The following is a 24,942-nucleotide window of genomic DNA, read 5'->3' as shown; positions in this document are numbered from 1 at the left end:
AATAAGAGCTAGTTTGAAGATTATAACCCACTCTATTGTTCAGTTATGTAACCTTATGATTAAGCAATATTAATCTACAGACAATTTTTGCCCACAAATCAATATTTTTCCACAGTTAATTTGGGCTATAAGTTTAAGCGACTTTCCTGCTAAAATATGCGCCTTTCCAAGATTTCAGTCCGTGAATTGAATTTTTATTCACCTGTTTGATGCATCAATCAGGCTATTCGTTCACTCTTTCAACGTATTACCTTGTAGGAGCCTACATGACGGTTCAAACCTTCATTCCGAATGGTGCCCCAGCTGCCTCAGAAAACACTGTTACCCAGCCAGCGCATACCCCAGCCAGCGATGCTTCAGTCAAAAAACTGTACATCGAAACGCAAGGGTGTCAGATGAATGAGTACGACAGTCACCGTATGGCAGACCTGTTAGGCGATTCTCATGGCTATGTGCTGACCACCGATCCTAAAGATGCCGATATTCTGCTGATGAATACCTGCTCGATCCGTGAAAAGGCACAGGAGAAAGTATTCTCCGAGCTGGGCCGCTGGCGCAAACTAAAGGATAAAAATCCTGACCTGATTATTGGTGTCGGTGGTTGTGTAGCGTCTCAGGAAGGCGACAACATCCAGAAACGTGCCAATTATGTCGACATGATCTTTGGCCCGCAAACCCTGCACCGTTTGCCGCAAATGCTGGATCAGCATTTTGAGCAGATCGAAAAGCCGAAAAAAGAAAAAATCAAACTGGTGGATATTTCCTTCCCGGACATCGAGAAATTCGACTTCCTGCCTGAACCGCGTGTTGAAGGCTATAAAGCCTTTGTTTCGATTATGGAAGGCTGTTCTAAATACTGTTCTTTCTGTGTGGTGCCTTATACGCGTGGTGAAGAAGTGTCCCGTCCACTGGATGATGTCCTCGCAGAAATTGCGGGTTTGGCAGAAAAAGGCGTGCGTGAAATTTCACTTTTGGGTCAGAACGTAAATGGCTACCGTGGTGAAACTTTTGAAGGCAATATCTGTACCTTTGCCGATCTGTTACGTTTGGTTGCGGATATTCCGGGTATTGGCCGGATTCGTTATACCACCTCGCATCCGCTGGAATTTAATGACGACCTGATCCAGTGTTATCGTGACCTACCACAAATGGTTTCACATCTGCATTTGCCGGTACAAAGCGGTTCCAATGATGTGTTGCAAGCCATGAAGCGCAACCATACGATTGATGTTTACATCGAGAAAATCAAAAAATTACGTGCAGTTCGCCCTGACATGCACCTATCTTCAGACTTTATCATTGGTTTCCCGGGTGAAACTGATGAGAATTTCGAAGAAACTTATCAGTTTATTCAGGATTTAGACTTCGACCATTCTTATAGTTTCATCTATTCAAAACGTCCGGGTACGCCTGCGGCAGAACTGGAAGATACGATTTCTGAAGATGTGAAAAAAGAACGTCTGGCCAAAGTTCAGCAATGGATTAAGCGTTCAAGCATTGACAAGACGGATGCCATGCTTGGGACTATCCAGCGTGTACTGATCGAAAAAGTTTCTGATAAAGATCCGAATATTCTGGTTGGTACGGCGGACAATACCCGTTATGTTAACTTTATTGGTGACCCTGCCTGGGTAGGCCGCTTTGCCGAGATTGAAATTACCGAAATTAAAACTTTGAATTTAGTTTACGGTGAGCTCTTGAATCTTGAGCCTGACGTGGCGTAATGTAGAGCATATAACGCACACTTCATAAGGAACACTCTTGACTGCAGCGATTCGACGTACAGTAGCTTTTCCTGGAATTTCGATGGACCGTATACAAGCCATGTTAGGTGCCTATAACGGCCATTTGAAGCAAATTGAACAACGTTTAGACGTCAAAATCTCCCATCGCGGAGAAAGTTTTATTATTGATGGTGGAATCGATGCCGTTGAGAGAGCCGAAATGCTCTTACAACGTCTTCATGAAGAATCTGAACATAGTCAGCAGATTAGTGCAGATACTTTACATCTGATGATTCAGGGTAGCCAGACTGACCGTGAACTTCAGCAAGATCTGGACGATCAGGAACATACGGGGCTGGACAATGTCTGGCTGCAAACCCGTAAGGGTCGGATCAATCCGCGTGGTGCTAACCAGAAACGCTATGTACAGCGCATTCTGCAAAGTGATATTTCTTTTGGTATTGGCCCTGCCGGAACAGGTAAAACCTATCTCGCCGTTGCGGCTGCAGTCGACATGCTGGAGCGCAATGAAATCCAGCGTATTCTGCTGGTTCGTCCTGCGGTTGAAGCCGGTGAAAAACTCGGTTTCCTGCCGGGGGATTTAACCCAGAAAATTGATCCGTACTTACGTCCCTTGTATGACGCGCTGTATGAAATGCTCGGCTTTGAAAAAGTGGCCAAGCTGATCGAACGTCAAGTGATTGAAGTCGCTCCGCTTGCTTATATGCGTGGCCGTACCCTAAATCATTCTTTCGTGATTCTGGATGAAGCGCAGAACACCACCCCAGAACAGATGAAAATGTTCCTGACCCGTTTAGGTTTTGGCTCACGAGCGGTGATTACTGGCGACGTAACTCAGGTAGATTTACCGCGAGGTCAGCAATCCGGCCTGTCACATGCTTTGCGCGTGATTGATAAAATTCCTGAAATTCATATCACCCGTTTTCATTCGCGTGATGTGGTACGTCATCAGCTGGTACAGAAAATTGTCGAAGCCTATGAAGGCTGGGACAGTGAACAGCAGCGCTTAAGTGCTGAAGCACGTGCCGAACGAAAAGCACGTCAGGATGCCTTGATCGCTGAAAATGATGCTGCTGCAGATGCACAGCATTAAGCTTTAAACTTAAGGATTTGTGTTGAAACTTAGTCTTTCCTTACAACAGGACTTTCAGTCGCCTGAACTGGTGCTGAAACGTGCCTATATTAAAAAAGTTGTAGAAACCACTTTACGTCATATCGGCACTCAAAGTGATTGCGAAATCGGAATTGCCTGTGTCGACAATGACGAAAGTCATAAACTGAATCTGGAATATCGCGGCAAAGACAAACCGACCAATGTCCTGTCTTTCCCGAGTGAACTTCCAGATGAAATGGCGCAGTTTCTGGATGCATTTCCCATTGGTGATCTGGTGATCTGTATTCCGGTGGTATTACGTGAAGCGAATGAACAGGGCAAAGCGCCTTTGACTCACTTTACCCATATGCTGGTTCATGGCACCTTGCACCTAATGGGCTATGATCATGAAACTTCAGATGAAGATGCAGAAGAAATGGAAAGCATTGAAATTGAGATTCTGGCCAAGCTAGGTTTTGAAAATCCTTATCTGGAACAGAACTAAAATTCTTTCATTAAAAAAAGCGGGCCAAGGCTCGCTTTTTTTATTCAAAGTTGCCCTCCCTCTAACTCCCTCCCAGAGGGAGGGAGAACATTCATTAGAATCCTATGATTGTTAAACATTATAGATATAGTTCCCTCTCCTTATTAGGCATAGGTATCTACACAATTCCTGAACTTTGCGTTAAATTGAAGAGCATGCTCTTCAATTTAACATCTCTGGCCTGGATCAGCGTCTTGTCAAGCGCTATAACAGCCTTGTAAAGCTCAATATGAACCCTCTTGCTTCACTTGCTCCGGCAATCAAAGACCTGGCTTCTGCCCAAAAGTCGAGTTTCGCAACCACACAAGCGGTCTGGCGATTCCTGAATAATGACAAAATCTCTTTTAGTCAGTTAAACCAGCCAATTGAACATCTTGCATGTGAACAGATCAAGGCATCACCGCATCAATATGCATTGATTGTTCATGACTGGTCTCAGCTACAGTATGTGAAACACCATCATAAAATTCAGCGCCTGCAAAGAACCCATCAATATGATTCAGGCTATGAATTGCAAAGCAGTCTGCTGGTTGATGCAGCCTCGGGACTACCTATTGCGCCACTGGCGCAGACACTATCAGATGCCTCAGGCTGCTATTCCACATTCAGTCAACACTCTGCTGGGCGCAAATCTCATCTAGATTCACTTACCGAACAAATCAAAGTGATTGAACAATATCCCATTGAGAAAACATGTGTTCATATCATTGATCGTGAAGGTGACTCCATTGCCCACCTAAGGGAAATGAGCAGCCAGGGTTTTAAATGGCTGATTCGGGCGAAAGAAGGCCATCGAATTGAGCATCAGGGCAAAACATGCAAAGTTGCAGAAGCCGCAGAACGAGTAGAAACGCAGCAGGTCCAGCCGATTGCCTATAAAGGAAACCGGCATATGTTGCATGTGGGAGAAACTGCTATCCGGATAACACGTGCAGCAAAACCGAAGAGAAATGACGATTCAGGCCAACGGGTTGCTCCCCAGCCAGGGAGTGCGATTGAAGCCAGATTAATTGTTGCCGTAGTGAAAGATGATCAGGATAAGACCGTCGCAAGATGGTCACTAATCAGCAATGTTCCATCAGAGATTACTACGGTAGAGATGACGACCTGGTATTACTGGCGCTGGACAATTGAATGCTATTTCAAGCTGCTCAAGCAGGCAGGTCATGATATTGAAGCATGGCTTCAGACCAGACCTGAAGCCATTTTAAGGCGGTTACTGATTAGCTGTATGGCTTGTGTTTTAACTTGGCGAATCCAGCGTTCTGAAGATGAACACCATCAGAAAATTCGTGTATTTCTCACCCGTCTTTCAGGTCGGCAGCAGAAAAGAGGTAGGTTGGAAAGTGCACCTGCCTTATTGGCAGGGCTTTCGATTTTACTGAACACTCTTCAACTGCTCTCGGAATATTCAATAGATGAACTCAATGAGATAGCCACAATGGCATTAGGTATCTCATAGATGTGTAGATACCTATGCCTTATTAGGAGTGGGTTAGGGAGAGGTCTTGGTAAATATCAATTTTAACGCACTTCAAACTCTGCTTCAGCCGGATCAAATCGCCAGGTACGAATCACCCGCAGCTCGGAAATTTCTTTCATTTTACTGTCGAAAGCACCAAATGGTGCTGCCTTACGCACGGAAGATTTGGCTGCTTCGTCCAGCATGGCATGTCCTGAACTGTCAATCAGCCGAATGGCACGAATTCCGCCATTCTGGTTCAGGATCACCATCAGCCGTACTTCCCCTGCCAGATTCTGCTGCTTAGCTGCTTCCGGATAGTAGCGGTTCCCATAAAATTCCACTTTTTCACGGAACTTTTCCAGATATGCGGCCGAAACATCCTGCTTGGACTGAATACCATCCACAGTCTTAATTTTTTGCTGACGACTGAAATTTTGCTGACGCTGTAAATATTGCGCTTCCAGACTGGCGACCATGGCCGCTTTGGCCTGAAACTGGCTCTGTAATTGCTCCTGCATTTTTTTACGCTGATTTTCTTCCGCCTGCTTTTGCCAGCTCAAGGTGGTCATCAGGACTTTTTCTTCAAAACTGAGTTCCTGTTGCTGTTGCAGCATATCCAGACTTTCTTGCAGTTCTTCGCCTGCATGTTGCTCCATTAACGGCGATGGCATATCACTCGACATGCGATGCGCCTCTCTAAACTGGCCGGAACCCTGCTGGTCCGTTTGAGCCAAAAAATCGGCATGCTCAATTTTTTCATCAGTCTGTCGCAAACTGACTGCGATTTCTTTGGTACTGGTATCCCGATCTTGCGGCATACCAAATTCCAGAGTTAGCACGATCAAATGCAGAATGCCTGCGGCAAGCACCGCACTGCTAAACACTGGATCTTTCCACCAAGTTCTGACCAGAGGCATGAGTATCATCGTTTTTTCACATTCGCCCAAACTCAATAATGAGTTCAGCTCCCCAAAAAGTATTTGAAAGATTTAAAATAAACGGATTCGTCATTTATCTTTTTAAAATGCCAAATCCATCAAATCTTCAACGTTACATAACTAAAACTATAAAAATGGTGCTATTTATTTTGCTAAACTTCAAGCATGAACGCTTGTATTTTTCATACAATTCGACAAGATACATCCCGAGTCAAAAATAAAGTTGCCAGGACGCTTCAGTATGCAAACGCTAATTTCCAATATTTCCAACCGAATCCGCCAAGTGTATCAGAGGGCGGAAGGATTTATTGAAGATGAGCGTGAATTCCCCTTATCGCAAGTCTTCCTGAATGCAACCTTTCAGCGCTTTGTCACAGACAATGTCGATGCATTGAAAGACTTACATGCAGATTTACATGAAGACTGGCTGCGTTTATATGCAACACTAGATTATAAAGGCTTGATTGTCACTTTATCGGTTGATTTGAAACTGGTACAGATGGAACTGAATAAAACTACCCAGTTGATCGTGTTCGAGCAAATTAGTGATACTCAGCTGATTGAAGCCAAATATCCAAATATGCTGTATAAACTGGGCGTGCGTTTTGGCTTGTTCTTCTATCAACGTATCTTACATAAAGATCCGTTGGGAATGATTCTGGAAAAACTGGGCGTGATTAAAGTCATCGATGACTTGCTCTATCTGGATTTAAATCGCTGGTTAGGTAAAAGCCGATCTGTCATTGATACCTTGGGCAAAGTTCATGTGAATCACGCAGTACTTCGTGAAGCCGAACTGGTGGTGATTGGCAACGTCAATCTGGCCGCCCTGTTTAGAAAACTCTCCCAAGATCAGGAGGAGAACTGGGATGAAGACGAGATGGATGACAACCGGGTCACCCCCATCAAACAGAAAGATCCTTCTTAAATCATGCCGAACGTAGTTTTTGAACAAAAGTTCCATAAAACTACATGAAATATACATTTTTGGCAGAAATATCCCTTCAATTTCCATATTTTGCCCAAATAATAAAGGGTGCAATAAGTGATATGTTTTGCCCGTTGAATCAATATAGGAAAATAACTGATGGCGAAGACTGTATTCAAAACTTTAGCGATGACCACGGGTCTGAGCAGCGCGATACTGTTCACTGGTATTTCTAGCCAAGCTTTTGCCATGACTCCTTTCCAGGCCAGTTATCAATTTAGCTATAATGGCAAGAATATGGGTTCTGCAACGCGGACTTTAAGCAAATCTGGCAATAACTGGACTTATGTCTTTGCTGCAAAAGCCGGGGGTATTGCCTCTGCAACCGAAACCAGCCGCTTTACTTTTAATAATGGCAAGATCGGATCAAGCAGTTTCAGTCGCAGCAGTAAAGTACTGGTGCATAACAACACCATGAGTATTAATTTTAATCCTTCCAGCAAAACTATCAGTACCAAGAAAGACGATGAAAAACGTTCTTTTGCCTGGAGAGCAGATGTTCTGGATGAGTTGAATGCAGAATTGCAAATTCGTGAAGACTTAAAAAATTCAGGCCTGAAAACAAATTACTATATCGCTGATGCCAAAGAAATTGAAGGCCGTAAGTTTGTCAAACAGGGTTCAGAGACTATAAGTACCAAATACGGATCTTTTAATACCATTAAAGTGGTGATGAAACATAGCAAACCAGGTCGTGAAACCATTTTCTGGCTGGCACCAAAACTTGACTATCTTCCAGTCAAAGTTTCGCATGTCGACAAGAAAACCTCCTATGGTTTACTGTTAACTGACTATAAAGGTGCAAGCAACTAAGTTTTTGGCGAATTTCACTTGATTTTTTCCGGGTGCTTTTTACAATACGCTTTTGCTTGAAAAAGCACCTGCTCTTGAGGATTCTCCCGTGCATGCACTAGAACAGAAAATCTTGGCTGAAGGCATCGTTCTCTCTGAAGAAGTTTTGAAAGTAGATTCTTTCTTAAACCATCAGATTGATCCAGTCATGATGCAACTGATTGGTCAAGAATTTGCGCGTCTGTTTAAGGATGCTGGTATTACCAAAATTATTACGATTGAAGCATCAGGTATCGCACCTGCAGTAATGGCCGGCCTAGAGCTTGGCGTACCTGTGATCTTTGCACGTAAATACCAGTCTCTGACCCTGAAAGATGATTTATATCGCTCTAAAGTCTTTTCATTTACTAAACAAACTGAAAGCACAATCGCGATTTCAAATAAACACATCAGCTCAACCGATAAGGTTTTAGTGATCGATGATTTCTTGGCTAATGGTCAAGCAGCTTTAGGTCTTGCAGACCTGATTCATCAGGCAAATGCAGAAGTAGTCGGTATTGGCATTGTGATTGAAAAATCATTCCAGCCAGGTCGTGATCTGCTGCTTGAAAAAGGCTATCGTGTTGAATCACTGGCACGCGTAAAGTCTTTGACAAATGGCACTGTTGAGTTTGTTCGCGACTAAGAAACTCGCCAATAAATTTTAAAAGAGCGCTGATGCGCTCTTTTTTTATTGCGTTTTTCTGATGATATAAATTTAAAATATTCAAAGCTCAACTATAGCTCAGCCTAAGTTCTTATTTATTCTTCCAGATTTGATCCTAGATAAATGATTTAATCTTAAGCTCCAGACTATTCAATTTCTGAAATAGAGAGTGTCAAACAAATAAGTACTTTTTTATCCGATGAATAAACAACAATTTATGTGGATGTTATTATAAAATAAAGAGGCCTAACTATCTGCCAATAGTTAGGCCTATGTTCACCTCGAAAAAAGAGTTTATTTAACAGTCACAGTGATACTACCGCTATTCACAGCACCGATAGCGGTAGTTGTGATGCTGTTGTTAATAGCAGTTTGAGTTCCTTCTGCAATGGCACTGACAGATGCATCAATAGCACCCGCATTATAAGCAATGTTCGCTACACTATAATTGCTTAAGGTTTCATTGATTTCCTCACTATAGTCAGTACTTAGTGTTGAACTCGCAACTTCCGAGATATCTGAACTATCCGCAACCTCTGATAGCTCCTCTAGAGTTTCAGAATTATTAGTTGCACTCGTTACTACACTGTAGTCGTAGTTATCCGTTGCATCTGATATGTCTGATACCACCTTATTGTAGCTACCCTGCTCAATACTGATACTACCTGTATTCGCGGCACCAATCGCAGTAGTTTCAATTGTACCTTCAATTGAACTAATGGCGTCTGGTGCTTCTCTTGTAGCTTCTGCAATTGCTTCTAAATCGACACTTGCATCAACATCACCTGTATTCACAGCAAGATTCAAAGCAGAACCATTTTCAACCTGCTGAGAAATAGAATCCAGGGTAGCTTGTAAGCCTGTATCTACGGTGACATCAGTAGGTGTTTCACCATCTTGGGCGTATGCCATACCTGCGCTAGACAGAAAGGCGACGGATAAAGCGATTGTTTTGATCGTATTTTTCATCGTTGTTCTTCCTACTTTTGTTTTGAAGTACCTCTCGCTAAGTACTCCTTCTTATAATGGGAGCGAGCCCATTTTTAAATATTCTTAATCACGTTGGGTGCTAGACCAGTAATTTTCGACCACATCAGGATTAACCTCCCATAGCGTTGTGGTTTTTTCATCTTCTTGTTCTTTAGCAGCTTCTTCTTGAGTATCTTTTTCTTCATTCTTTTCATTTGAAGAAGGTTGACGCTGCTTCTTGCTGATATATTTAATCAAGTCCTGTTTACTCATTTCAGGCTCTGCTTCAGGGTTTTGAATCACCTCGGACTCTTTCTGTTTAGGCGGTTTTGTATCTTTACTCGGGGAGTTGGTTGACTTATTTTTTTCATTGGATGAGTCTGCCTGGCTTGAGACTGACTCCTGAACAACACTGCTTGAAGCTGTACTATTTTGTTGCTGGTTTTTCTTGTATTTATGCAGAGCGACAGAACTTCGGGTTAAGTTCAATTGACCAAACTCTGGCGGTATCTGCGCACGGCAACTTTCAAATACGGCGGGTGGGACAACCTGACTCAGCAATTCAAAAGTGGCCAGATTCAACATTTGCCGCAAGGCAAAGTTAGTTGCCTCTCGTTCTCCTTTTCCAATCTGAATATTTAAGAGTGTACGACCAGCGAATCTGCCTGCACTTAAGCCATAATCCTGTGCAGCAATTTGCTTCTGCAATGAAACATTGCCCACGACTTTACTGCTGCGGGTATCAGTCAAAGATAAATCCAGACCGACCATAATCCGGGTTTGACTATAATTCGGACCGACACCAGCGATCTGCATGTCAAAACCACCACCCGGAATAAAATCCAGACTGTTAATACTGCCTGTCACATAATAATCAGAAGCCTGGATTTGTCTTGGATCACGAATGCCCCACTTGGCTTCGCTTTCAATAATCCGGGGATCACGCCGGTTCATTAAGCTTACCCTCGCCTGAAACAAGGCAGATTGCACCATATCTCCCGCACCTTGGGTCACCATTTTTCCGCTACCACCATTGGTAACTACATCCTTACCGGTTTGATCCAGAATTGCCCCCACGGAGAAACTCACATCACTACGTAATTGTCCTTTTAGGCAGGATAAAGCCATATCAAAAGGGGTAAAAATATCGGTAATTGGGGGACCTTGCACCAGGCTAACTGGCTTCTTGTTTGAGGGTGCTAAACCTGTGCAGCCTGTTAAAAAAGAACTAAAAAGGACGGTGACACTTACGAAAGATAAATGTCTTCTGGTCGAGGAGAAATTCAGCATTGTGATTCTCCTGGTCTGTTACTTAAATTAAGACAGCGCTGAGGATTTTGGTTGGTATTTGAATTGACTGGTGCTTCATTCAGCAATTCACTCGTAATATCAATATTGTTGTCTGTACCCTCTACATTGATATTGTTGGTCGGGGTATTTACCGTCCCGATGGAAGTGGTTGAGGTGCTATGAACGGTGGTTTTACCTAATCCGGAATAATAGTCTGACTCCTTAAGTTCGATTAGATTGGCTTGAACTAGATTCTCATTGGAACGGGCACTGGATGATTTCCAACGCTGAGTCCACTCATCAGAAGTGGCATAAGCGTTACTTAGAAAACATAAACATAATAAACCCAGATTGATAACTAACATTCTCATAATCTTAATATCCTCTGATTTAAGATATTTATTTAATTTTTCATTTAATAAGATTAAATTTATCTGAAAAATATTAAATCACATAAAATTATAAAATGTAAAACTTATCCCTATTCACATATTTTTTTATTTTATTTAAAAATATAAATTATTGTTTTTATTTAAATAATATATATTTGTTTATTATTTATTATTTATTATTTGTGATTTGTAAGAAATCATTATATAAAAAAATTTTGAATATAAAATTCATATAAAAAACTTGATTAAAATAATATATTTTTTATATTAGTAATAATCAAAAATTTATCTAATAAAGATTAGAATTATTATGCTTTTTACATTTTAAAGACCGTAAATTTTTATTTTATTAGAACTTCTATTTAATAACGATAAATGTCACACTTTGTTTAAAATACAATTAATCAATTACAATGAAGGTGACTTATAAAGAAACACCAATATTCAGGTGTATTTTGTCTGAAAAATTTTAATAGACCTCATAAGAACTCGTTTACATATTTTTCGACTTCCTTTCCTTTTTCATCTCAACTCCAGAAATAGTCTTTCTAAGAGCTAAAAGCACAATATTTAGAATGATGAGAGAAGAACATTTCTGATGATCTTGAGATTTGCCATTTCCTCAATGACAGGTTAAGAATTGCGTTAATCAACCAAGAAGGCATATATTTACAGCTGAAATACAATGTTTTAGCGTGAACTCAACTAGAATCAAGTGAGTATGCAATGTTTCTGATTTGCGAATTCAAAACTTATCTAGTGTGTTGTTGTATGTTATGAATAAGTGCTGATCAGGGCACACATCCTATTCCCGACAAACCTAAAACAAGCACATCTCAATCCTTAATGGAACAATCTATGCAATGTCCTAAATGTGGCTCAGCCGATATCGAACAGCGCGATCATGAACAGAATTTAAAGAAAATTGGCGGCATTCTCATGAGTTCAGCGGGTGCAACTGCAGGGACTGTAGGTGGCGCTGCTTCAGGTGCATCGATTGGTGCTGCGATTGGTACTGTAGCCGGACCTTTAGGTGTAATTGTCGGCGGAACCGTAGGCACTTTTGTCGGTGCAATCAGTGTCGGGATTACCGGCGGTGTGGTCGGTAATTTTCTGGGGAAAAAGGCCGGGGTTTCTGTCGACCGTAATCTGTTTCAGGATTATCAATGTCTGAAATGCAAATACAGATTTAGTCAAAAAGATCAAAAAGATCAAAAAGATCAAAAAGATCAAAAAGATCAAAAAGATCAAAAAGATCAAAAAGATCAAAAAGATCAAAAAAAAGCCTAATAAAATTCAGGAAATGAAGTTCATCCTTCATTTCCTGTGAGTGTTTTTCAGACTCAATTGAGTTTCAGTACCACTTCACCTAAACGCTTGCCTTGTACTTCACATAGAATTTTTTCATCCTGACTCAGGCCCTGATCATGCCGCGGGCCGCTGACATGACTAGCACCATAAGGTGTACCACCAGTTTTGGTATTCGATAGTGCCGGTGTTGCGTTACTAAGCCCCATGATCATCATGCCATGATGAAATAACGGCGGCAGCATGGTGAGTAAAGTACTTTCCTGTCCGCCATGCATGGAACCTGATGCCGTAAACACGCAAGCCGGTTTACCGTGTAGCGCTCCATTCAGCCACAGACTCGTGGTCTGATCCCAAAAATATTTCATTTCAGAGGACATATTGCCAAAACGGGTCGGTGAACCGAGCGCCAGGCCGGCACACTGCGCTAGATCATCCAGAGTACAGTAAATATCCCCTTCTGCCGGAATACTCGGTTCAGCAACTTTTACCATACTGGAAATATTTGGAACTGTCCTGATTTTTACTGCCACGCCTGCCGCTTCAATTCCATTGGCAATCAGATGCGCCATTTCTTTGGTTGAGCCATATTTGCTGTAATATAAAACAAGGACATAAGGTTGCATCATGGTTCTTATTCATTACTTAAAAAAATAAAACTATACGATACTTTGCAAGTTTTTTGGTTAAGCTGATGATGAAAATTCATGATGATTAAAAAAATTGAGATTGGATGCAGATGATTGTTAAGTATTTAAAGAAATTACCTTTCTATGAAAAACACTGGTTTCAATTTGTTTTATTTGTACTTCGACGCTTTGAAGCAGACCGCTGTCGCGAACAGGCAGGTTCCCTGACCTACACTACCCTGTTTGCGGTGGTGCCTATGCTGACGGTTTTTCTGGTAATTATCTCTTCCATTAAAGCGCTGGAACCTGCGCGGCAGCAATTGCAACAACTGATCTATAGTAATTTTTTACCCAAAACTACAATTGCCTTTGATAAGGCCCTGAATGCCTTTACCGATAAATCCAGCAATCTCACCATCATTGGTATTCTGTTCTTGTTTGTGACGACAGTATTGATGCTCAGCAGTATCGAAACGGTGTTTAACCGCATTTGGCGCGTGACTGAAACGCGGGGCGGAATTATGGGCTTTATGCGTTACTGGACCATCATTTCGCTCGGGCCGATTTTACTCGGCAGTGCATTTGTGATTTCTTCGACCGTGGCATCCATGAGCATTCTCAGCAATAACTTTGCCGGTTATGAGCTTGATGGCGCTTTTGTCCTCTGGGCGATTTCCTTTTCTTTGACTGTACTCGGATTTTTCATTTTGAACTGGACCATCCCGAATCGCAGTGTACCGCTTAAATCTGCCTTTATTGCCGGTCTATTTAGTGCCGTGGTGTTTGAGCTGCTGAAAAATCTGTTTGGCTATATCATGTCAAACTTTACCAGCTATGAGATCGTCTATGGTGCCTTCGCCGCCGTGCCGATTTTCCTGCTCTGGATTTATCTGTCGTGGATTATTGTGTTATTGGGGGTTGAAATCAGCTATGCCCTGACGGCGTTTGAATCTGGGCAGGACAATAAACGTCATCCGATCGTCATGCTGCTGGATCTGTTAGAACTCTTTTATAAAAAACAGAAAACCGGTGAAAGCATCAGTGAAGCACAAGCGCTTGAAGTGCTGGGCCGGGATGAAATTGGCCGCTGGCCGAGCTATGTCGCCATGTTTGAAAAGCAGAATCTAATCAAACGCACCGATGAGAATGAATATGTGCTGGTTCGCGATCTGGATCAGGTCAGCTTCTGGAATTTTTATCTGCAATTGCCTTATCCACTGCCACGCAAAAACCATCTCACCAATGCCCAGACTGATGACATCTGGATGCAAAATTTCTCACCTAGATTACAGGAAACTGATCAATATCTGGAAGAAAAACTCAATTTTCCATTGTCCGAACTGTTCCGACATAAATAAAAAAATCCTCTCGCTTGAGAGGATTTTTTTTAACTGATAGCGGTAGATTTCCAGCAAACAATCGCACCCACGCTTACCAAAGTAGTCCCGATCCAGAAACTGAGTTCGGGGCTGACATCCAAAATCAGCATGGACATGACCGAAGAAAGAATCGGCATAAAGTAAGTGGCTAAGATCAGCACCTTGATATTGCCGAATTGCATACTCTGATTCCAGTTGCTATAGGCGATACCAATCAGACTTCCCACCACTGCAATTCCCAGCCATAGCTTGAATGTGGGCATGATAAAAGGTTCATTTAATCCTAAATGTAAGAGCCATAAGCTGATTACAGCGACCAAAAAGAAAATCGGTACGCCATTTTGTCCGCGGCCGTAGGTTCTGGTCAGAACGCAATAGCAAGGCCATAACAAAGCGCCGAGGCAGGCAAAGCCATAGGCCCAAGGATTTTCAGCTAAAACCTGCATGAACTTCGGCAGATTAGTGATTTCTGGATTGACCACCAGCATCAGTCCCATCACAGCGAGCAGAAATCCTGGAATCACCCAGAGGCGGGCCTGCAACTGTCGGGCAAAAATCGAAAAAACAATCATCAAGGGTGGCCACAGATAATTGATCATGGCAATCAGCATCACCTGTTCACGATTATCCGACCATGCCACAGCAACCAGAAATAGAATCTCATAAGCCACAAATAAAGCGCCACAACCGAGCAGATAACGCTTGGACATTTGCGTGATTTTTGGAAAGCCGGTGAACGCAAAAATCGCCAGACTGCTAAAACTATAAATTAAAGCAATCCCCTGCACTGCACTGGTGGATTCAGTAATCAGTTTCACTACGGCGACCAGACTGGCCCAGATCAGAATAGAAGACAGACCAATCCAGGTCGCTAAATTTACAGACCAGATTTTCATGCTTGCTCTTGAATGCTTTTATTGATATTCGGTTTTTTCAGCCATCCCTGCAAACTCACTAGAATCACACCCAGCATGACCATACAGGTGCCGATAATAAAATTGATTTCGATATGTTCATCCAGAATCAGCACGCCGCACAGCATGCCGAATACAGGGGTCAAAAAGGAAAATACGCCCAGACGTGATGCCAGATAATGTTTCAGCATCCAGAACCAGATCAGATAACTGGCAAAGGAAATCACCACGGTATGAAAAACCAGACTGGAAATAGACAACACTGTCCATTGAATGGCTGCTTGTCCAGTCAGAACAGCCAGAGGCAATAACAGGATTCCACCTATCAATAATTGATAGAACAAAGTCTGGGTTGAAGGTGCTTCAGCCAGCCGGCTCAGACGTACACTGCCTGTGGTGGCTGCCCAGAATACGCCGCCAAGCAAAGCCAGAAAATCTCCCCACAAGGCATCAGTTTGTAAAGTTGATTCTGTCTGTGGACGTAACAGAAAACTGACTACAATTCCGCTAAAGGCAAGAAATATTCCGCCCCATTGCACAGAAGACAAACGCTCTGCCGGCAATTTCCAGTGTAAACCCAAAGCCACAAAAATCGGCGCGGTATAAAGTAAAACAATCGTATGCGAGGCTGAGGTATAACGCAGTGCCTCACCAATCAGATAGAATTCGGTTGCAAACAACACACCGACTAGTAATCCTGCAGGTAAATAGCGTGCATTCCAGAGTTGACGGCGCACGCTCTGCTGAATCAGGGGATAAACCATCAGCGCAGATAAGGCTGAACGCAAGGCAATTTGCATCAGGGCTGAAATATCACTGGCGGCCCATTTCAATACCACCTGTTGTAAACCCCACAACATACACAATACAAACATGATGGCAGATGCTTTGGCATCTAATGCCTGACGCTGGCTCACATACGGTCCTGTTGCTCATTTGGAAGGTACACTATAAAAGCGTCAGAAATAAAAGATATACTTCAAAGTAGACAAATGATGGTGTTATTCAGGCAATTTCGGTGATGCATAAAAAAATCCAAGCAGATTCAGCTTCGCTCAAGCAACTTCCGACCCATGATCTGATTAAAGCACCGCTCTGGCTCAGTTTCAGGGAGGATCCCGCGCAATCTGTTTATCCGCTGCATGGCCATGCCTGGGGAGAATTTGTCTATGCTTTTCATGGCGTGATGGAAGTGAATATTAATCATATAAATTATGTGACACCTTCACCTCACGGCATCTGGCTCCCGCCAAATTTAGAGCATCGTGGTCTGAACCGTACCGCAGTTTCTCATGGCACTCTGTATGTGCATGAATCACTTTGTAGCCAACTGCCCACTCAACCGGGCATCCTGCTCAGCGCCCCCTTGGTCACTGCTTTATTTACCCACCTGAAACAACTGTATCAGCAAGACCATCCAGCACTCGAGAATTCAGTTGAATATCAGCGTCTGCTACAGGTGCTGCTCGATCAGCTCCAGCAAGCCCAACTGGTCAGCAGTTATTTACCGCATTCAGAACATGCATTGCTGAAACAGATTTTAGATTAACCTGAGTTCGATATAAAAAAAGAGTAGAAAAAAAAGCCCTGTATTTGTAACATATTGGTTCTCAAGACAAAATGTTATAAAACAAGGCTTTTCAATGGATCATATTACCGAATTATTTTGTATTTTGGATGATTTCTGCAAAAAATTTAATGAGTCTTTAGAGAAAGCTTTAATTTCTGATCAAAAAACCAGGCTGAAAAAGTCAGCTTTAAGCTTGTCTGAAGCAATGACCATTGTCATTTTATTTCATCAATCCGGGTTTAGATTCTTCAAATATTTTTATTGCCAAATGATCGTTCCATTCTGGAAATCTGCTTTTCCTAAACTGCTTAGCTACAACCGATTTATTGAAATCATGCCCCGTTGTTTGCAAGCTCTGAGTAGTTTCTTCCATCAAGTGAAAGGAAAAGATACGGGAATCAGTATCATTGACTCCACTAAATTGGTGGTTTGCCATAATCTTCGGATTAAAAGGCATCGTGTATTTAAAGGTTTGGCCGGTCGTGGAAAAAGTAGTACGGGTTGGTTTTATGGTTTTAAATTACACCTGATTATCAATAATTTAGGTGAAATTATTAATCTCACACTTACATCAGGAAATGTTCATGATGTTGCTGTACTTGAATCTTTAACTAAAGAGTTAAAAGGAATTTTACTCGGAGATAAAGGCTATTTGAGCAAAGCAAAAGCTGAAGCTTTAGCAGCCAGAGGACTAAAAATATTGACTCCATCACGCAGGAATATGAAAAATAAACCTATTCATACTGAACAAGAAAAACAATTGCTTTGCAAAAGAGGATTGATCGAAACAGTAAATGATCAGTTAAAAAATTTGCAGCAACTTGAACATTCACGTCATCGTTCGGTCAACAACTTCATGGTGAATATTATGGCTGCTGTAGTGGCTTATTGCTTGAACCCCAATAAGCCAACTTTCCAAAATATGCTAAAAGGCTAAGTGGATTTCATCGAACTCAGGTTAGATTATTTACATCAGCATCCAGCAGATCAGAGCTCGCTGCAGCAACTGGCAGAACGCGTCAATTTAACCGAGCGGACGCTAGCGCGATATAGCCAGAAAGAACTGGGAATGTCACTACATGAATGGCGGCAACGCCTGAAAGTGATGCAGGCCATGTCTTTATTAAATGCAGCGCATAGCGTTGAAAGCATTGCCTTTGATCTGGGCTATGCCAATGCCTCGGCATTTATCAACATGTTTAAACGCTGGATGGGAAGCACCCCAGATCAGTTTCGCAAGCGTTATACTGTTAATGAATAAAATGATGCATATGAAAAAGGAGCCCATTGGCTCCTTTGATTCAAAATCTTGGTTATTTCACAAAAGTCGTCCAGACATAATCCTGAGACTGCCCTTTGAGGGTCATTTTCAGTTGATCGCCTGAATGCAATGCTGCAACACCTGCCGGGGTACCGGTCATCACCACATCCCCTTCTTCCAAAGTAAAGACCTGACTGATGTCAGCCAGCAAGGTAGCAATATCAAAAATCAATAAAGCGGTATCACCTTTTTGACGTAGCTCATCATTGACTTGCAGTGTGTAATGCACATCTTTCCAGTCCGTGACTACATCGGCGACAGGCACCCAGTCCGACAACAGACAAGAGCCATCAAAGGCTTTGGCACGTTCCCAAGGCTGGCCTTTTTTCTTGAGATCATCCTGTAAATCACGCAAAGTTAAGTCCAGACCTAAAGTCACCGCACCCACAGCTTCAAGTGATTTCACAGGATCGCTTTCTTTGCTTAAAGTCCGGTCAATGCGCAAGCTGAGTTCACATTCATAATGACAATTGCCCCATTCCGGATTCCATTCAATGCCTGCTTCGAGCGAACTTAAGGCACTCGGTGGCTTGATAAACAATACCGGACGATCAGGGATCGCATTGCCGAGTTCTTTGGCATGATCGGCATAACTGCGACCCACGCAAACGATTTTGGATGGACGTGTGCTCATGATCAAAACTTCCCTTTTCCTTTTATAGATATCTGAATTATTTTTTAAATGTATGCTCGAACATACTCTGTTCAGTGCCGTCCTTAAATGCACGCTTCGGCACAATAACCACGGTACGGTTTTTTAATTCCAGCATATAAGTGAGTTTACCGACAGCAAAATTCTGCACTTCGCTATATGGCACCAACTTACTACGATCATTATTAAAAATTTCCGCATAGTCCTGATACAAATCAATACCCTGTTCGCTTTTACCAAACTGATATTTAACAAACTGACGTTTAAACATCATCGGCAGGAACCAGTAACGCATAATACCTTGCAGGAGCAGAAAAAATGCGCCCAAAGCCACGTAATAACGTCCGACGCCATCAAAACCCATCGAGAAACCCCAGATGATGATCCCGATACTGACCAGAGGCGTCAGAAAACGTGAAATCTGCTTTTTACCAAACGTCGCCAGGGCAAAACCATCCTGAGATTCTTCTAAAGTCAGAAAATAACGGGTCGATAAAGTCGGTGCTGACTCAGTCATAGCATCACATCAAAAATAAAATCTTGCCCAATACTATACCAAAATATCCATAGCGCTTATGGCCTGTCGCATCAATTACATAACTTTGCTTTGGAAATACGTGCATTTGGTTTTAAATAAACAGCAATTAAAACAAAAAATACGCAACAGGATGTTGCAGGATGTTGAATGAAAGGATTAAAGCAATGCATGCTCATCGGTGTTTGTTTGGCAGTTTCTGTCCCAGCACTGGCCAAGATTATTCCTTGGAATGCCGAATTGCCGAGCAGTCTGAGTGCTTATCAGGGCAATGCCCAGCAACTGGCAGAATTAACCGGCGAGCGGATTCTGATTTATGCGCATCCAACCAGTAAAACCCAGCTCCCCACCTTAAACAATAATGCAGCCAGCAAGACACAGTTTTATAGTGCAGCTGTGGTATTGCCTGTGGCTGAAGCTCAAGTTGAAAAATTGCTGCGCCATTATCCAAATTATGTGGGTCTGTTTCCAACTTTAAAGTCAGCCAAAGTGCTAGAGCAGCAGGGTTCGATTCAGCAGATTAAATATCAGGTTCATATCCCGACCCCGATTCCGGTGTTAAACTTTAAAGAAACTGTAGTGATGCAGCATCATCTGGGCGAAAACAGCATCAGCACCTTAATTATTGATGCGCCGATTCCCTATGGTGCGGGAAAACTGGAATGGTTTGCACTGGGTCCGCATAAAACGCTGGTGACTGTCACCCAATGGGGCGACCTGAATCAGCCCAAAGGCTTTTTATTCAGTAAAATCCTGAATGCGCTGCCTGAAGCCAAACTCGGCATTCCGCCGAGTACCAATGCATTTCTACTGGAAGCACTACAACAGCGCTTTGAAACCGATCATATAGCGGCACTAGCAACTCCAATTCCGCAGATGAGATTCAACCCTCAACAGCTACAAAAAATTGCCCAGATCAGCCAAAAATCAGGGCAACCGGTCAGTTTCATTTTACCGAGCTATCAGGTCAAAGAAGGAAAAGCCTCAGAAAATTTAAGATTTAGCAGCACCTATCAATATTTTGCGCATCCGGTCGAAAAATTGCGACCGTGGTTAGCGGCTGAAGCGACGCAGCAGCTTTTTCCTCGGCAGATCAAGAAAGTCGAACTGAATCCGGTCAATACTCAGAATATAGATGCCAACTATAAGGTGTCGGTGGGTTTGGGCGTGATTCAGATCCCGTTTAATTTTAAGATGCATTTTTACCAACCTGATTCCCTGCAAAACCAGTTCAATGCCAATGGCGGTGACTTGAAGTTTGTGAAAGGTGGTATGCGCTTATTGCCGCAGTCACAAGGTACCTTATTTCAAATCACCAGCAGTATGAAAATTCACGATCAGGCGCCGTTCTTATTAAGAGCCATGCGTAGCATGCCCTATCATGATATTTTACCAGCAGTGGGTGGTAATACCGTTTATGCACTGAAAGTGCAGCAGAAATTAAGATGAGTAGGAAGCAGAGAGTTATTGGTTTTTTATATGAAAAATAGTTAAAAATCACAGACGTAAAAAAACCGCATCAACGTGCGGTTTTTTCAGAATTCTTATCAAGATTGGTGCGCTCAGAGAGATTCGAACTCCCGACCCCTTAGTTCGTAGCCAAGTGCTCTATCCAGCTGAGCTATGAGCGCGACGTCTTGATGGGGTGCATTATACGAGCTTTTTCAGTCTTGTTAAGTGTTTTTTAATAAAATCACAACTGAATGTACAGTAATTAAACGATGTATCAAAATTTATAGTTTTCTGCTGAAAATTTCTGCGGATTTAGAGCTAAAAACACTTAATTAATTCAATCAAGAGGCTTGTATTTTCCAAAAATTCCATCACTACGCAATGGGTCAGCCTTAAGTATTCTTAACCAGGTATTCAGCCAGAATAGAATTCAAATATAAAACGACCATCATCCTTGTACACTTTATCACTCGCCTATTGTTCCAGTCTTTACTTCTCCTGCCCTTTGATAATGCGTAAACACAATACCATTTGAGCTGGCCAGATGATCTATCAATTGAAAAGCGGCGGGTATTGCTTCATAACTAAACAGGCGTTTGCCAACACCCAGTATAATTGGAAAAGTCAGCAGACGGAGTTCATCCACAAGTTCATATTTGAAAAGCGCCTGTACCACTGCAGCACTGCCATAAACTCGAATATCTCCCTCTCCTGATGCTTTAAGCTTGATTATCTCATCAATGCTTTTCAGAAAAAGGGTATTTTGCCAGTCGGAATGCTCCAGACTGGTAGAAAGAACATATTTATTGACGTCATTGATTCCCGGCCAGTCTTCAGTATGTGTGGGCCAGTAAGATTCAAAAATCTGAAAAGTATGTTTCCCTAAAAGAATATCGGAGGGCTGCATCCATTTTTGCATGATGACATCAAATGCCGGATCTGGTTCTGCGTTAAAATACGGCGCCACCCAGCCACCATATTGAAAACCACCAGATATATCTTCTTTTGGACCGCCGGGCCCTTGCATCACACCATCGAGGGTCAAAAATTCCTGGACAATGATTTTTCTCATCACGACTGCCTTTATTTTTATTCACTCGCCTGAGACTTATTTTTAGCACGTGATGTCTGGTATTTCTGTAAATTTTAGGCACAAAAAAACCGCAACATGTGCGGTTAATTGTTCAAGTTGGTGCGCTCAGAGAGATTCGAACTCCCGACCCCTTAGTTCGTAGCCAAGTGCTCTATCCAGCTGAGCTATGAGCGCGTAACTTGTGTGCCTCGGTTGGCGATACGTTTTTTCTGCTTAACCTACTTGGTGCGCTCAGAGAGATTCGAACTCCCGACCCCTTAGTTCGTAGCCAAGTGCTCTATCCAGCTGAGCTATGAGCGCGCGATGTAAGTAAGCGTGGCGGTGAGAGAGGGATTCGAACCCTCGATACAGTTACCCGTATGCGTCCTTAGCAGGGACGTGGTTTCAGCCACTCACCCATCTCACCGTAACGTGCGGCCATAATACAAATTTCGGCATGGCACTGCAAGCGCAGCATCAAAAAAAAGTGCATATTTTTGCTCGTTTAAATACTTTTTAAGCAATTCCTCGATTTTTCGTGCATTTTGATGGCAAAAAAACTGCATAAATTTCCAGTTATCGAAAATTAACAGAAAATTGAAAACTTAAATGGATTATTGCAATCATTTACGTGCAGTCTGCGCACACATGTTTTATGCTAAACCTATCTCCTAAGATAAATTTAAAGACATGATGAAAAACTGGGTCGATCCTGAAGCAAAAGCTGAAGCCGAACGTTATGACAACCCTATCCCTAGCCGCACGCTCATTTTAGAAACCATCGAAAAGAACAATGCCCAGTCCCATGCAGACCTGGTCGAACATTTTGAAATTGCAGATCAAAAAAGTATTGATGCTCTGAGCCACCGTTTAATTGCGATGGTGCGTGACGGGCAACTGATGAAAGATGGCTACAAGTTTCAGATTGCCGTCGAGCAACCTGAATCCGAAGCGACGGTTTATATCAATTCCCGAGGGATGGGAACTGCCAACATTTCCGGCCAGGACGACCTCTTATTGGCTGAGCGTGAACTGCGCTTGGTCTTTAATGGTGACCGCGTTAAAGTGCGTCAGACTTCGGTAGACCGTAAAGGTAAGGCCTGGGGCTATATTACGGAAGTTGTGCAGCATCGTGTCAAACAGATCATTGGTAAAGTGTCAGAGTATGATGGTGAATACTTTATCCAGCCAGCCAACCCAAATGCACATCAGCCAATCACCCTTGAAAAAGAATTGATTGAACATGCCCAGGTCAATCTGGGTGACTCGATTCGTGTGGCGATTGATACTTATCCGACCCGTGAAGAATTCGCGACCGGACATATTGTGCAGTCCATGGCGGACAAGGCCGATACTGAAATCATCATTCCACAAACCATTTTAGAATATGGTTTGCCTTATGAATTCCCGGAAGAAGTGGTTAAAGAGGCCGAAAGCTTTAAAGAGCCAACGGCCAAAGACCGTGAAGGCCGTATTGATCTGCGTGATTTAGCATTGGTTACTATTGACGGTGAAGATGCGCGTGACTTTGATGATGCCGTTTATGCCGAAAAACGTCCCGGCGGTGGTTATCGCGTGGTCGTGGCCATTGCTGATGTTAGTCATTATGTACGTCCAGGCAAACCACTGGATGATGAAGCGCAGGAACGCGGGACGTCAGTCTACTTCCCGCACTTTGTTTTACCGATGTTACCTGAAGCATTGTCGAATGGCCTGTGTTCGTTAAATCCGAACGTTGACCGCCTATGTATGGTGTGTGATTTAAAACTGTCACGTGCTGGCCGAGTCACCGGTTTTGAGTTCTATCCGTCTGTCATGCATTCCAAGGCACGTTTGACCTATGATCAGGTCGCACAGTATCTGGAAGGCGACAGCCAGGCGATTACCGAAGATCGCGAAGTTCGCAAGTCGATCAACACCCTGTTCCAACTCTATCAAGTTCTTAAAGGTTTACGTGCTGAACGTCATGCCATGGAATTTGAAACCGTTGAAACTTACATGACCTTCGACGAACTAGGCGGAATTAAAGAAATTTTGCCGCGTAGCCGTAATGATGCACATAAGTTGATTGAAGAATGTATGTTGCTAGCCAACGTGGCAGCCGCAGAATATGCATTGAAAAATGAAATGCCAATGTTGTACCGCGTGCATGAGCCACCTGAGTTCTCACGTATCCAGAAAGTCCGTGACTTCGTCAAGCTGCTGGGTTTGAATTTCCCGGAACAGCCGACTCAGAAAGATTATCAGGCGGTGATTGAAGCGACCAAAGAACGGATTGATGCACCAAGTATTCATGCGGTGTTATTACGCTCCATGATGCAGGCTTACTATGGTGCGAGTAATGCAGGCCATTATGGTCTGGCTTATGAAGCCTATACACATTTCACTTCACCAATTCGCCGTTATCCGGATCTGTTATTGCATCGTGCAATCAAAGCACATTTAAATAACAAGCCATCTCCACTTTCAGGTGGTGCTTTAGATGAAGCTGGTGACCATTTCTCTGCCACAGAACGTCGTGCAGATGAAGCATCACGCTCGGTAACGACCTGGTTGAAATGCCATTATATGCAGCAGCATCTGGGTGAAGAATTTGTCGGCATTATTAGTGCAACGGCAGAATTTGGCCTGTTTGTCACGCTAAAAGACCTGTATGTCGATGGTATGGTGCATGTCAGCCAGCTAGGGGATGACTTCTTTGTCTTTGATCAAAGCAGCCAGAATCTGATCGGCCAGAACCGTGGTCAGGTCTTTGGTCTGGGCGATGAAGTCAAAATCAAGGTTGCCGGTGTCAATCTGGAAGAACGCAAGATCGACTTTGAACTGGTGCAACAACTCAGTCATGCCGGCCGTGCAGTTCGTGCCCGTGCACCGCGCGTGAGCGAGAAAAAACCAGTATCACGTCCAGCAGCTACAGAAGAAGTGTTTGGCAACAATGAACGTGAATCTAAATCCAACCTGAGCGCCGATGGAGAACAGCCCATACGACGCAAAAAAGGAAAAGGAAAACCCAGCTCTTACGGTAAAAAGTCTGCTAAACCATCTGCAGGAAAGTCTGAAGCAAAGGTTAAAGATAAAGTAAAGAAAAAGGCCAAGGTCAAAAAGAAAAAGTCGAATGCAAAAGCCAAGACTGAATAATTTTTGATGATCAAAAAGAGAGTGCTACGGCGCTCTTTTTTATTTATAAT

General features: G+C 42.9%; 22 protein-coding genes, 4 tRNA genes and 2 pseudogenes. 14 read left to right on the top strand and 14 right to left on the bottom strand.

The window, feature by feature from the left end; translation table 11 throughout:
* Positions 1 to 266: 266 nt before the first annotated feature.
* From miaB to F890_RS02105, 4 genes are all read left to right on the top strand, one after another.
* Complete coding sequence (gene miaB / locus F890_RS02120; RefSeq protein WP_005265592.1) at positions 267 to 1,724, top strand: tRNA (N6-isopentenyl adenosine(37)-C2)-methylthiotransferase MiaB; 1,458 nt, start codon at positions 267 to 269, stop codon at positions 1,722 to 1,724.
* A gap of 37 nt (positions 1,725 to 1,761) precedes the next feature.
* Positions 1,762 to 2,838: a PhoH family protein gene (locus F890_RS02115; RefSeq protein ID WP_004732214.1), complete on the top strand. Its 1,077-nt coding sequence runs from the start codon at positions 1,762 to 1,764 to the stop codon at positions 2,836 to 2,838.
* A gap of 22 nt (positions 2,839 to 2,860) precedes the next feature.
* Complete coding sequence (gene ybeY, locus F890_RS02110; RefSeq protein ID WP_005265590.1) at positions 2,861 to 3,343, top strand: rRNA maturation RNase YbeY; 483 nt, start codon at positions 2,861 to 2,863, stop codon at positions 3,341 to 3,343.
* A gap of 268 nt (positions 3,344 to 3,611) precedes the next feature.
* On the top strand, positions 3,612 to 4,844 hold the full coding sequence (locus F890_RS02105) for a transposase (RefSeq protein WP_004730312.1): 1,233 nt from the start codon (positions 3,612 to 3,614) through the stop codon (positions 4,842 to 4,844).
* A 62-nt stretch (positions 4,845 to 4,906) separates the two neighbouring features.
* Here F890_RS02105 and F890_RS02100 read toward each other — a convergent pair whose 3' ends face one another.
* Positions 4,907 to 5,764, bottom strand: a complete 858-nt coding sequence (locus F890_RS02100) for an energy transducer TonB (RefSeq protein WP_017397977.1) — start codon at positions 5,762 to 5,764, stop codon at positions 4,907 to 4,909.
* 262 nt (positions 5,765 to 6,026) lie between these two features.
* Between F890_RS02100 and F890_RS02095 the strand changes: the two genes are divergently transcribed.
* The 3 genes from F890_RS02095 (at position 6,027) to F890_RS02085 (ending at position 8,250) form a co-directional block, all read left to right on the top strand.
* A complete protein-coding gene (locus tag F890_RS02095) occupies positions 6,027 to 6,713 on the top strand; it encodes a hypothetical protein (RefSeq protein WP_004732218.1) in 687 nt (228 codons plus the stop codon).
* Positions 6,714 to 6,872: 159 nt separating this feature from the next.
* Positions 6,873 to 7,586: a DUF3108 domain-containing protein gene (locus F890_RS02090; protein WP_004732221.1), complete on the top strand. Its 714-nt coding sequence runs from the start codon at positions 6,873 to 6,875 to the stop codon at positions 7,584 to 7,586.
* Positions 7,587 to 7,674: 88 nt separating this feature from the next.
* Positions 7,675 to 8,250: a xanthine phosphoribosyltransferase gene (locus F890_RS02085; protein ID WP_004732222.1), complete on the top strand. Its 576-nt coding sequence runs from the start codon at positions 7,675 to 7,677 to the stop codon at positions 8,248 to 8,250.
* Positions 8,251 to 8,565: 315 nt separating this feature from the next.
* Here the strand turns inward: F890_RS02085 and F890_RS02080 are convergent, their stop codons facing one another.
* The 3 genes from F890_RS02080 to F890_RS02070 form a co-directional block, all read right to left on the bottom strand.
* Positions 8,566 to 9,240, bottom strand: a complete 675-nt coding sequence (locus tag F890_RS02080; RefSeq protein WP_004732224.1) for a hypothetical protein — start codon at positions 9,238 to 9,240, stop codon at positions 8,566 to 8,568.
* An 84-nt stretch (positions 9,241 to 9,324) separates the two neighbouring features.
* Positions 9,325 to 10,530: a CsgG/HfaB family protein gene (locus F890_RS02075; RefSeq protein ID WP_005265587.1), complete on the bottom strand. Its 1,206-nt coding sequence runs from the start codon at positions 10,528 to 10,530 to the stop codon at positions 9,325 to 9,327.
* Positions 10,524 to 10,901: a hypothetical protein gene (locus tag F890_RS02070; protein WP_004732227.1), complete on the bottom strand. Its 378-nt coding sequence runs from the start codon at positions 10,899 to 10,901 to the stop codon at positions 10,524 to 10,526. Before F890_RS02070 ends, F890_RS02075 begins: the two co-directional genes overlap by 7 nt.
* A gap of 867 nt (positions 10,902 to 11,768) precedes the next feature.
* Here F890_RS02070 and F890_RS02065 point away from each other — a divergent pair.
* Positions 11,769 to 12,212 carry a hypothetical protein gene (locus F890_RS02065; RefSeq protein ID WP_171066856.1) on the top strand — a complete coding sequence of 148 codons (444 nt, stop codon included), beginning with the start codon at positions 11,769 to 11,771 and terminating at the stop codon, positions 12,210 to 12,212.
* A 53-nt stretch (positions 12,213 to 12,265) separates the two neighbouring features.
* Here F890_RS02065 and wrbA read toward each other — a convergent pair whose 3' ends face one another.
* Positions 12,266 to 12,856: an NAD(P)H:quinone oxidoreductase gene (gene wrbA / locus F890_RS02060; protein ID WP_017397980.1), complete on the bottom strand. Its 591-nt coding sequence runs from the start codon at positions 12,854 to 12,856 to the stop codon at positions 12,266 to 12,268.
* Positions 12,857 to 12,969: 113 nt separating this feature from the next.
* Between wrbA and F890_RS02055 the strand changes: the two genes are divergently transcribed.
* Entirely contained in the window at positions 12,970 to 14,217 is a 1,248-nt protein-coding gene (locus F890_RS02055) for a YihY family inner membrane protein (protein WP_004645086.1), read from the top strand.
* A 29-nt stretch (positions 14,218 to 14,246) separates the two neighbouring features.
* Here the strand turns inward: F890_RS02055 and yddG are convergent, their stop codons facing one another.
* A complete protein-coding gene (gene yddG, locus F890_RS02050) occupies positions 14,247 to 15,134 on the bottom strand; it encodes an aromatic amino acid DMT transporter YddG (protein ID WP_004732233.1) in 888 nt (295 codons plus the stop codon).
* The gene (locus F890_RS02045) at positions 15,131 to 16,069 is read right to left on the bottom strand and encodes a DMT family transporter (RefSeq protein ID WP_004732236.1); all 939 of its coding nucleotides are present in this window, start codon (positions 16,067 to 16,069) and stop codon (positions 15,131 to 15,133) included. Before F890_RS02045 ends, yddG begins: the two co-directional genes overlap by 4 nt.
* 104 nt (positions 16,070 to 16,173) lie before the next feature.
* Here F890_RS02045 and F890_RS02040 point away from each other — a divergent pair.
* The 3 genes and pseudogenes from F890_RS02040 to F890_RS02030 all read left to right on the top strand — a co-directional run.
* Positions 16,174 to 16,698, top strand: a pseudogene (locus F890_RS02040) (AraC family ligand binding domain-containing protein); the annotation flags it as partial.
* Between the two features lie 97 nt (positions 16,699 to 16,795).
* Complete coding sequence (locus F890_RS02035) at positions 16,796 to 17,659, top strand: IS982 family transposase (RefSeq protein WP_005265583.1); 864 nt, start codon at positions 16,796 to 16,798, stop codon at positions 17,657 to 17,659.
* Between the two features lie 21 nt (positions 17,660 to 17,680).
* Positions 17,681 to 17,983, top strand: a pseudogene (locus tag F890_RS02030) (helix-turn-helix domain-containing protein); the annotation flags it as partial.
* A gap of 52 nt (positions 17,984 to 18,035) precedes the next feature.
* Here F890_RS02030 and F890_RS02025 read toward each other — a convergent pair.
* A complete protein-coding gene (locus F890_RS02025; protein ID WP_004732240.1) occupies positions 18,036 to 18,677 on the bottom strand; it encodes a fumarylacetoacetate hydrolase family protein in 642 nt (213 codons plus the stop codon).
* 37 nt (positions 18,678 to 18,714) lie between these two features.
* Entirely contained in the window at positions 18,715 to 19,212 is a 498-nt protein-coding gene (locus tag F890_RS02020; protein WP_004645081.1) for a YcxB family protein, read from the bottom strand.
* A gap of 168 nt (positions 19,213 to 19,380) precedes the next feature.
* Here F890_RS02020 and F890_RS02015 point away from each other — a divergent pair, with 168 nt between their 5' ends.
* Complete coding sequence (locus tag F890_RS02015) at positions 19,381 to 20,679, top strand: hypothetical protein (RefSeq protein WP_005265578.1); 1,299 nt, start codon at positions 19,381 to 19,383, stop codon at positions 20,677 to 20,679.
* Between the two features lie 105 nt (positions 20,680 to 20,784).
* Here F890_RS02015 and F890_RS02010 read toward each other — a convergent pair.
* From F890_RS02010 to F890_RS01990, 5 genes are all read right to left on the bottom strand, one after another.
* Positions 20,785 to 20,861 (bottom strand) — tRNA-Arg (locus F890_RS02010).
* A gap of 287 nt (positions 20,862 to 21,148) precedes the next feature.
* Positions 21,149 to 21,754, bottom strand: a complete 606-nt coding sequence (locus tag F890_RS02005; RefSeq protein ID WP_004732246.1) for a dihydrofolate reductase family protein — start codon at positions 21,752 to 21,754, stop codon at positions 21,149 to 21,151.
* 118 nt (positions 21,755 to 21,872) lie between these two features.
* Positions 21,873 to 21,949, bottom strand: a tRNA-Arg gene (locus tag F890_RS02000).
* Between the two features lie 49 nt (positions 21,950 to 21,998).
* A tRNA-Arg gene (locus F890_RS01995) sits at positions 21,999 to 22,075 on the bottom strand.
* 16 nt (positions 22,076 to 22,091) lie between these two features.
* Positions 22,092 to 22,181, bottom strand: a tRNA-Ser gene (locus F890_RS01990).
* 263 nt (positions 22,182 to 22,444) lie between these two features.
* On the opposite strand from F890_RS01990, the gene rnr reads away from it, so the two are divergent.
* Positions 22,445 to 24,892, top strand: a complete 2,448-nt coding sequence (rnr, locus tag F890_RS01985; protein ID WP_004732248.1) for a ribonuclease R — start codon at positions 22,445 to 22,447, stop codon at positions 24,890 to 24,892.
* The last annotated feature ends 50 nt before the right edge of the window (positions 24,893 to 24,942 follow it).

The organism is Acinetobacter sp. CIP 64.7, assembly GCF_000369745.1.
GTDB classification, from domain to species: domain Bacteria; phylum Pseudomonadota; class Gammaproteobacteria; order Pseudomonadales; family Moraxellaceae; genus Acinetobacter; species Acinetobacter fasciculus.
The sequence above is the reverse complement of the archived record's forward strand: the minus strand, read 5'-3'. Positions and strand labels throughout refer to the sequence as shown.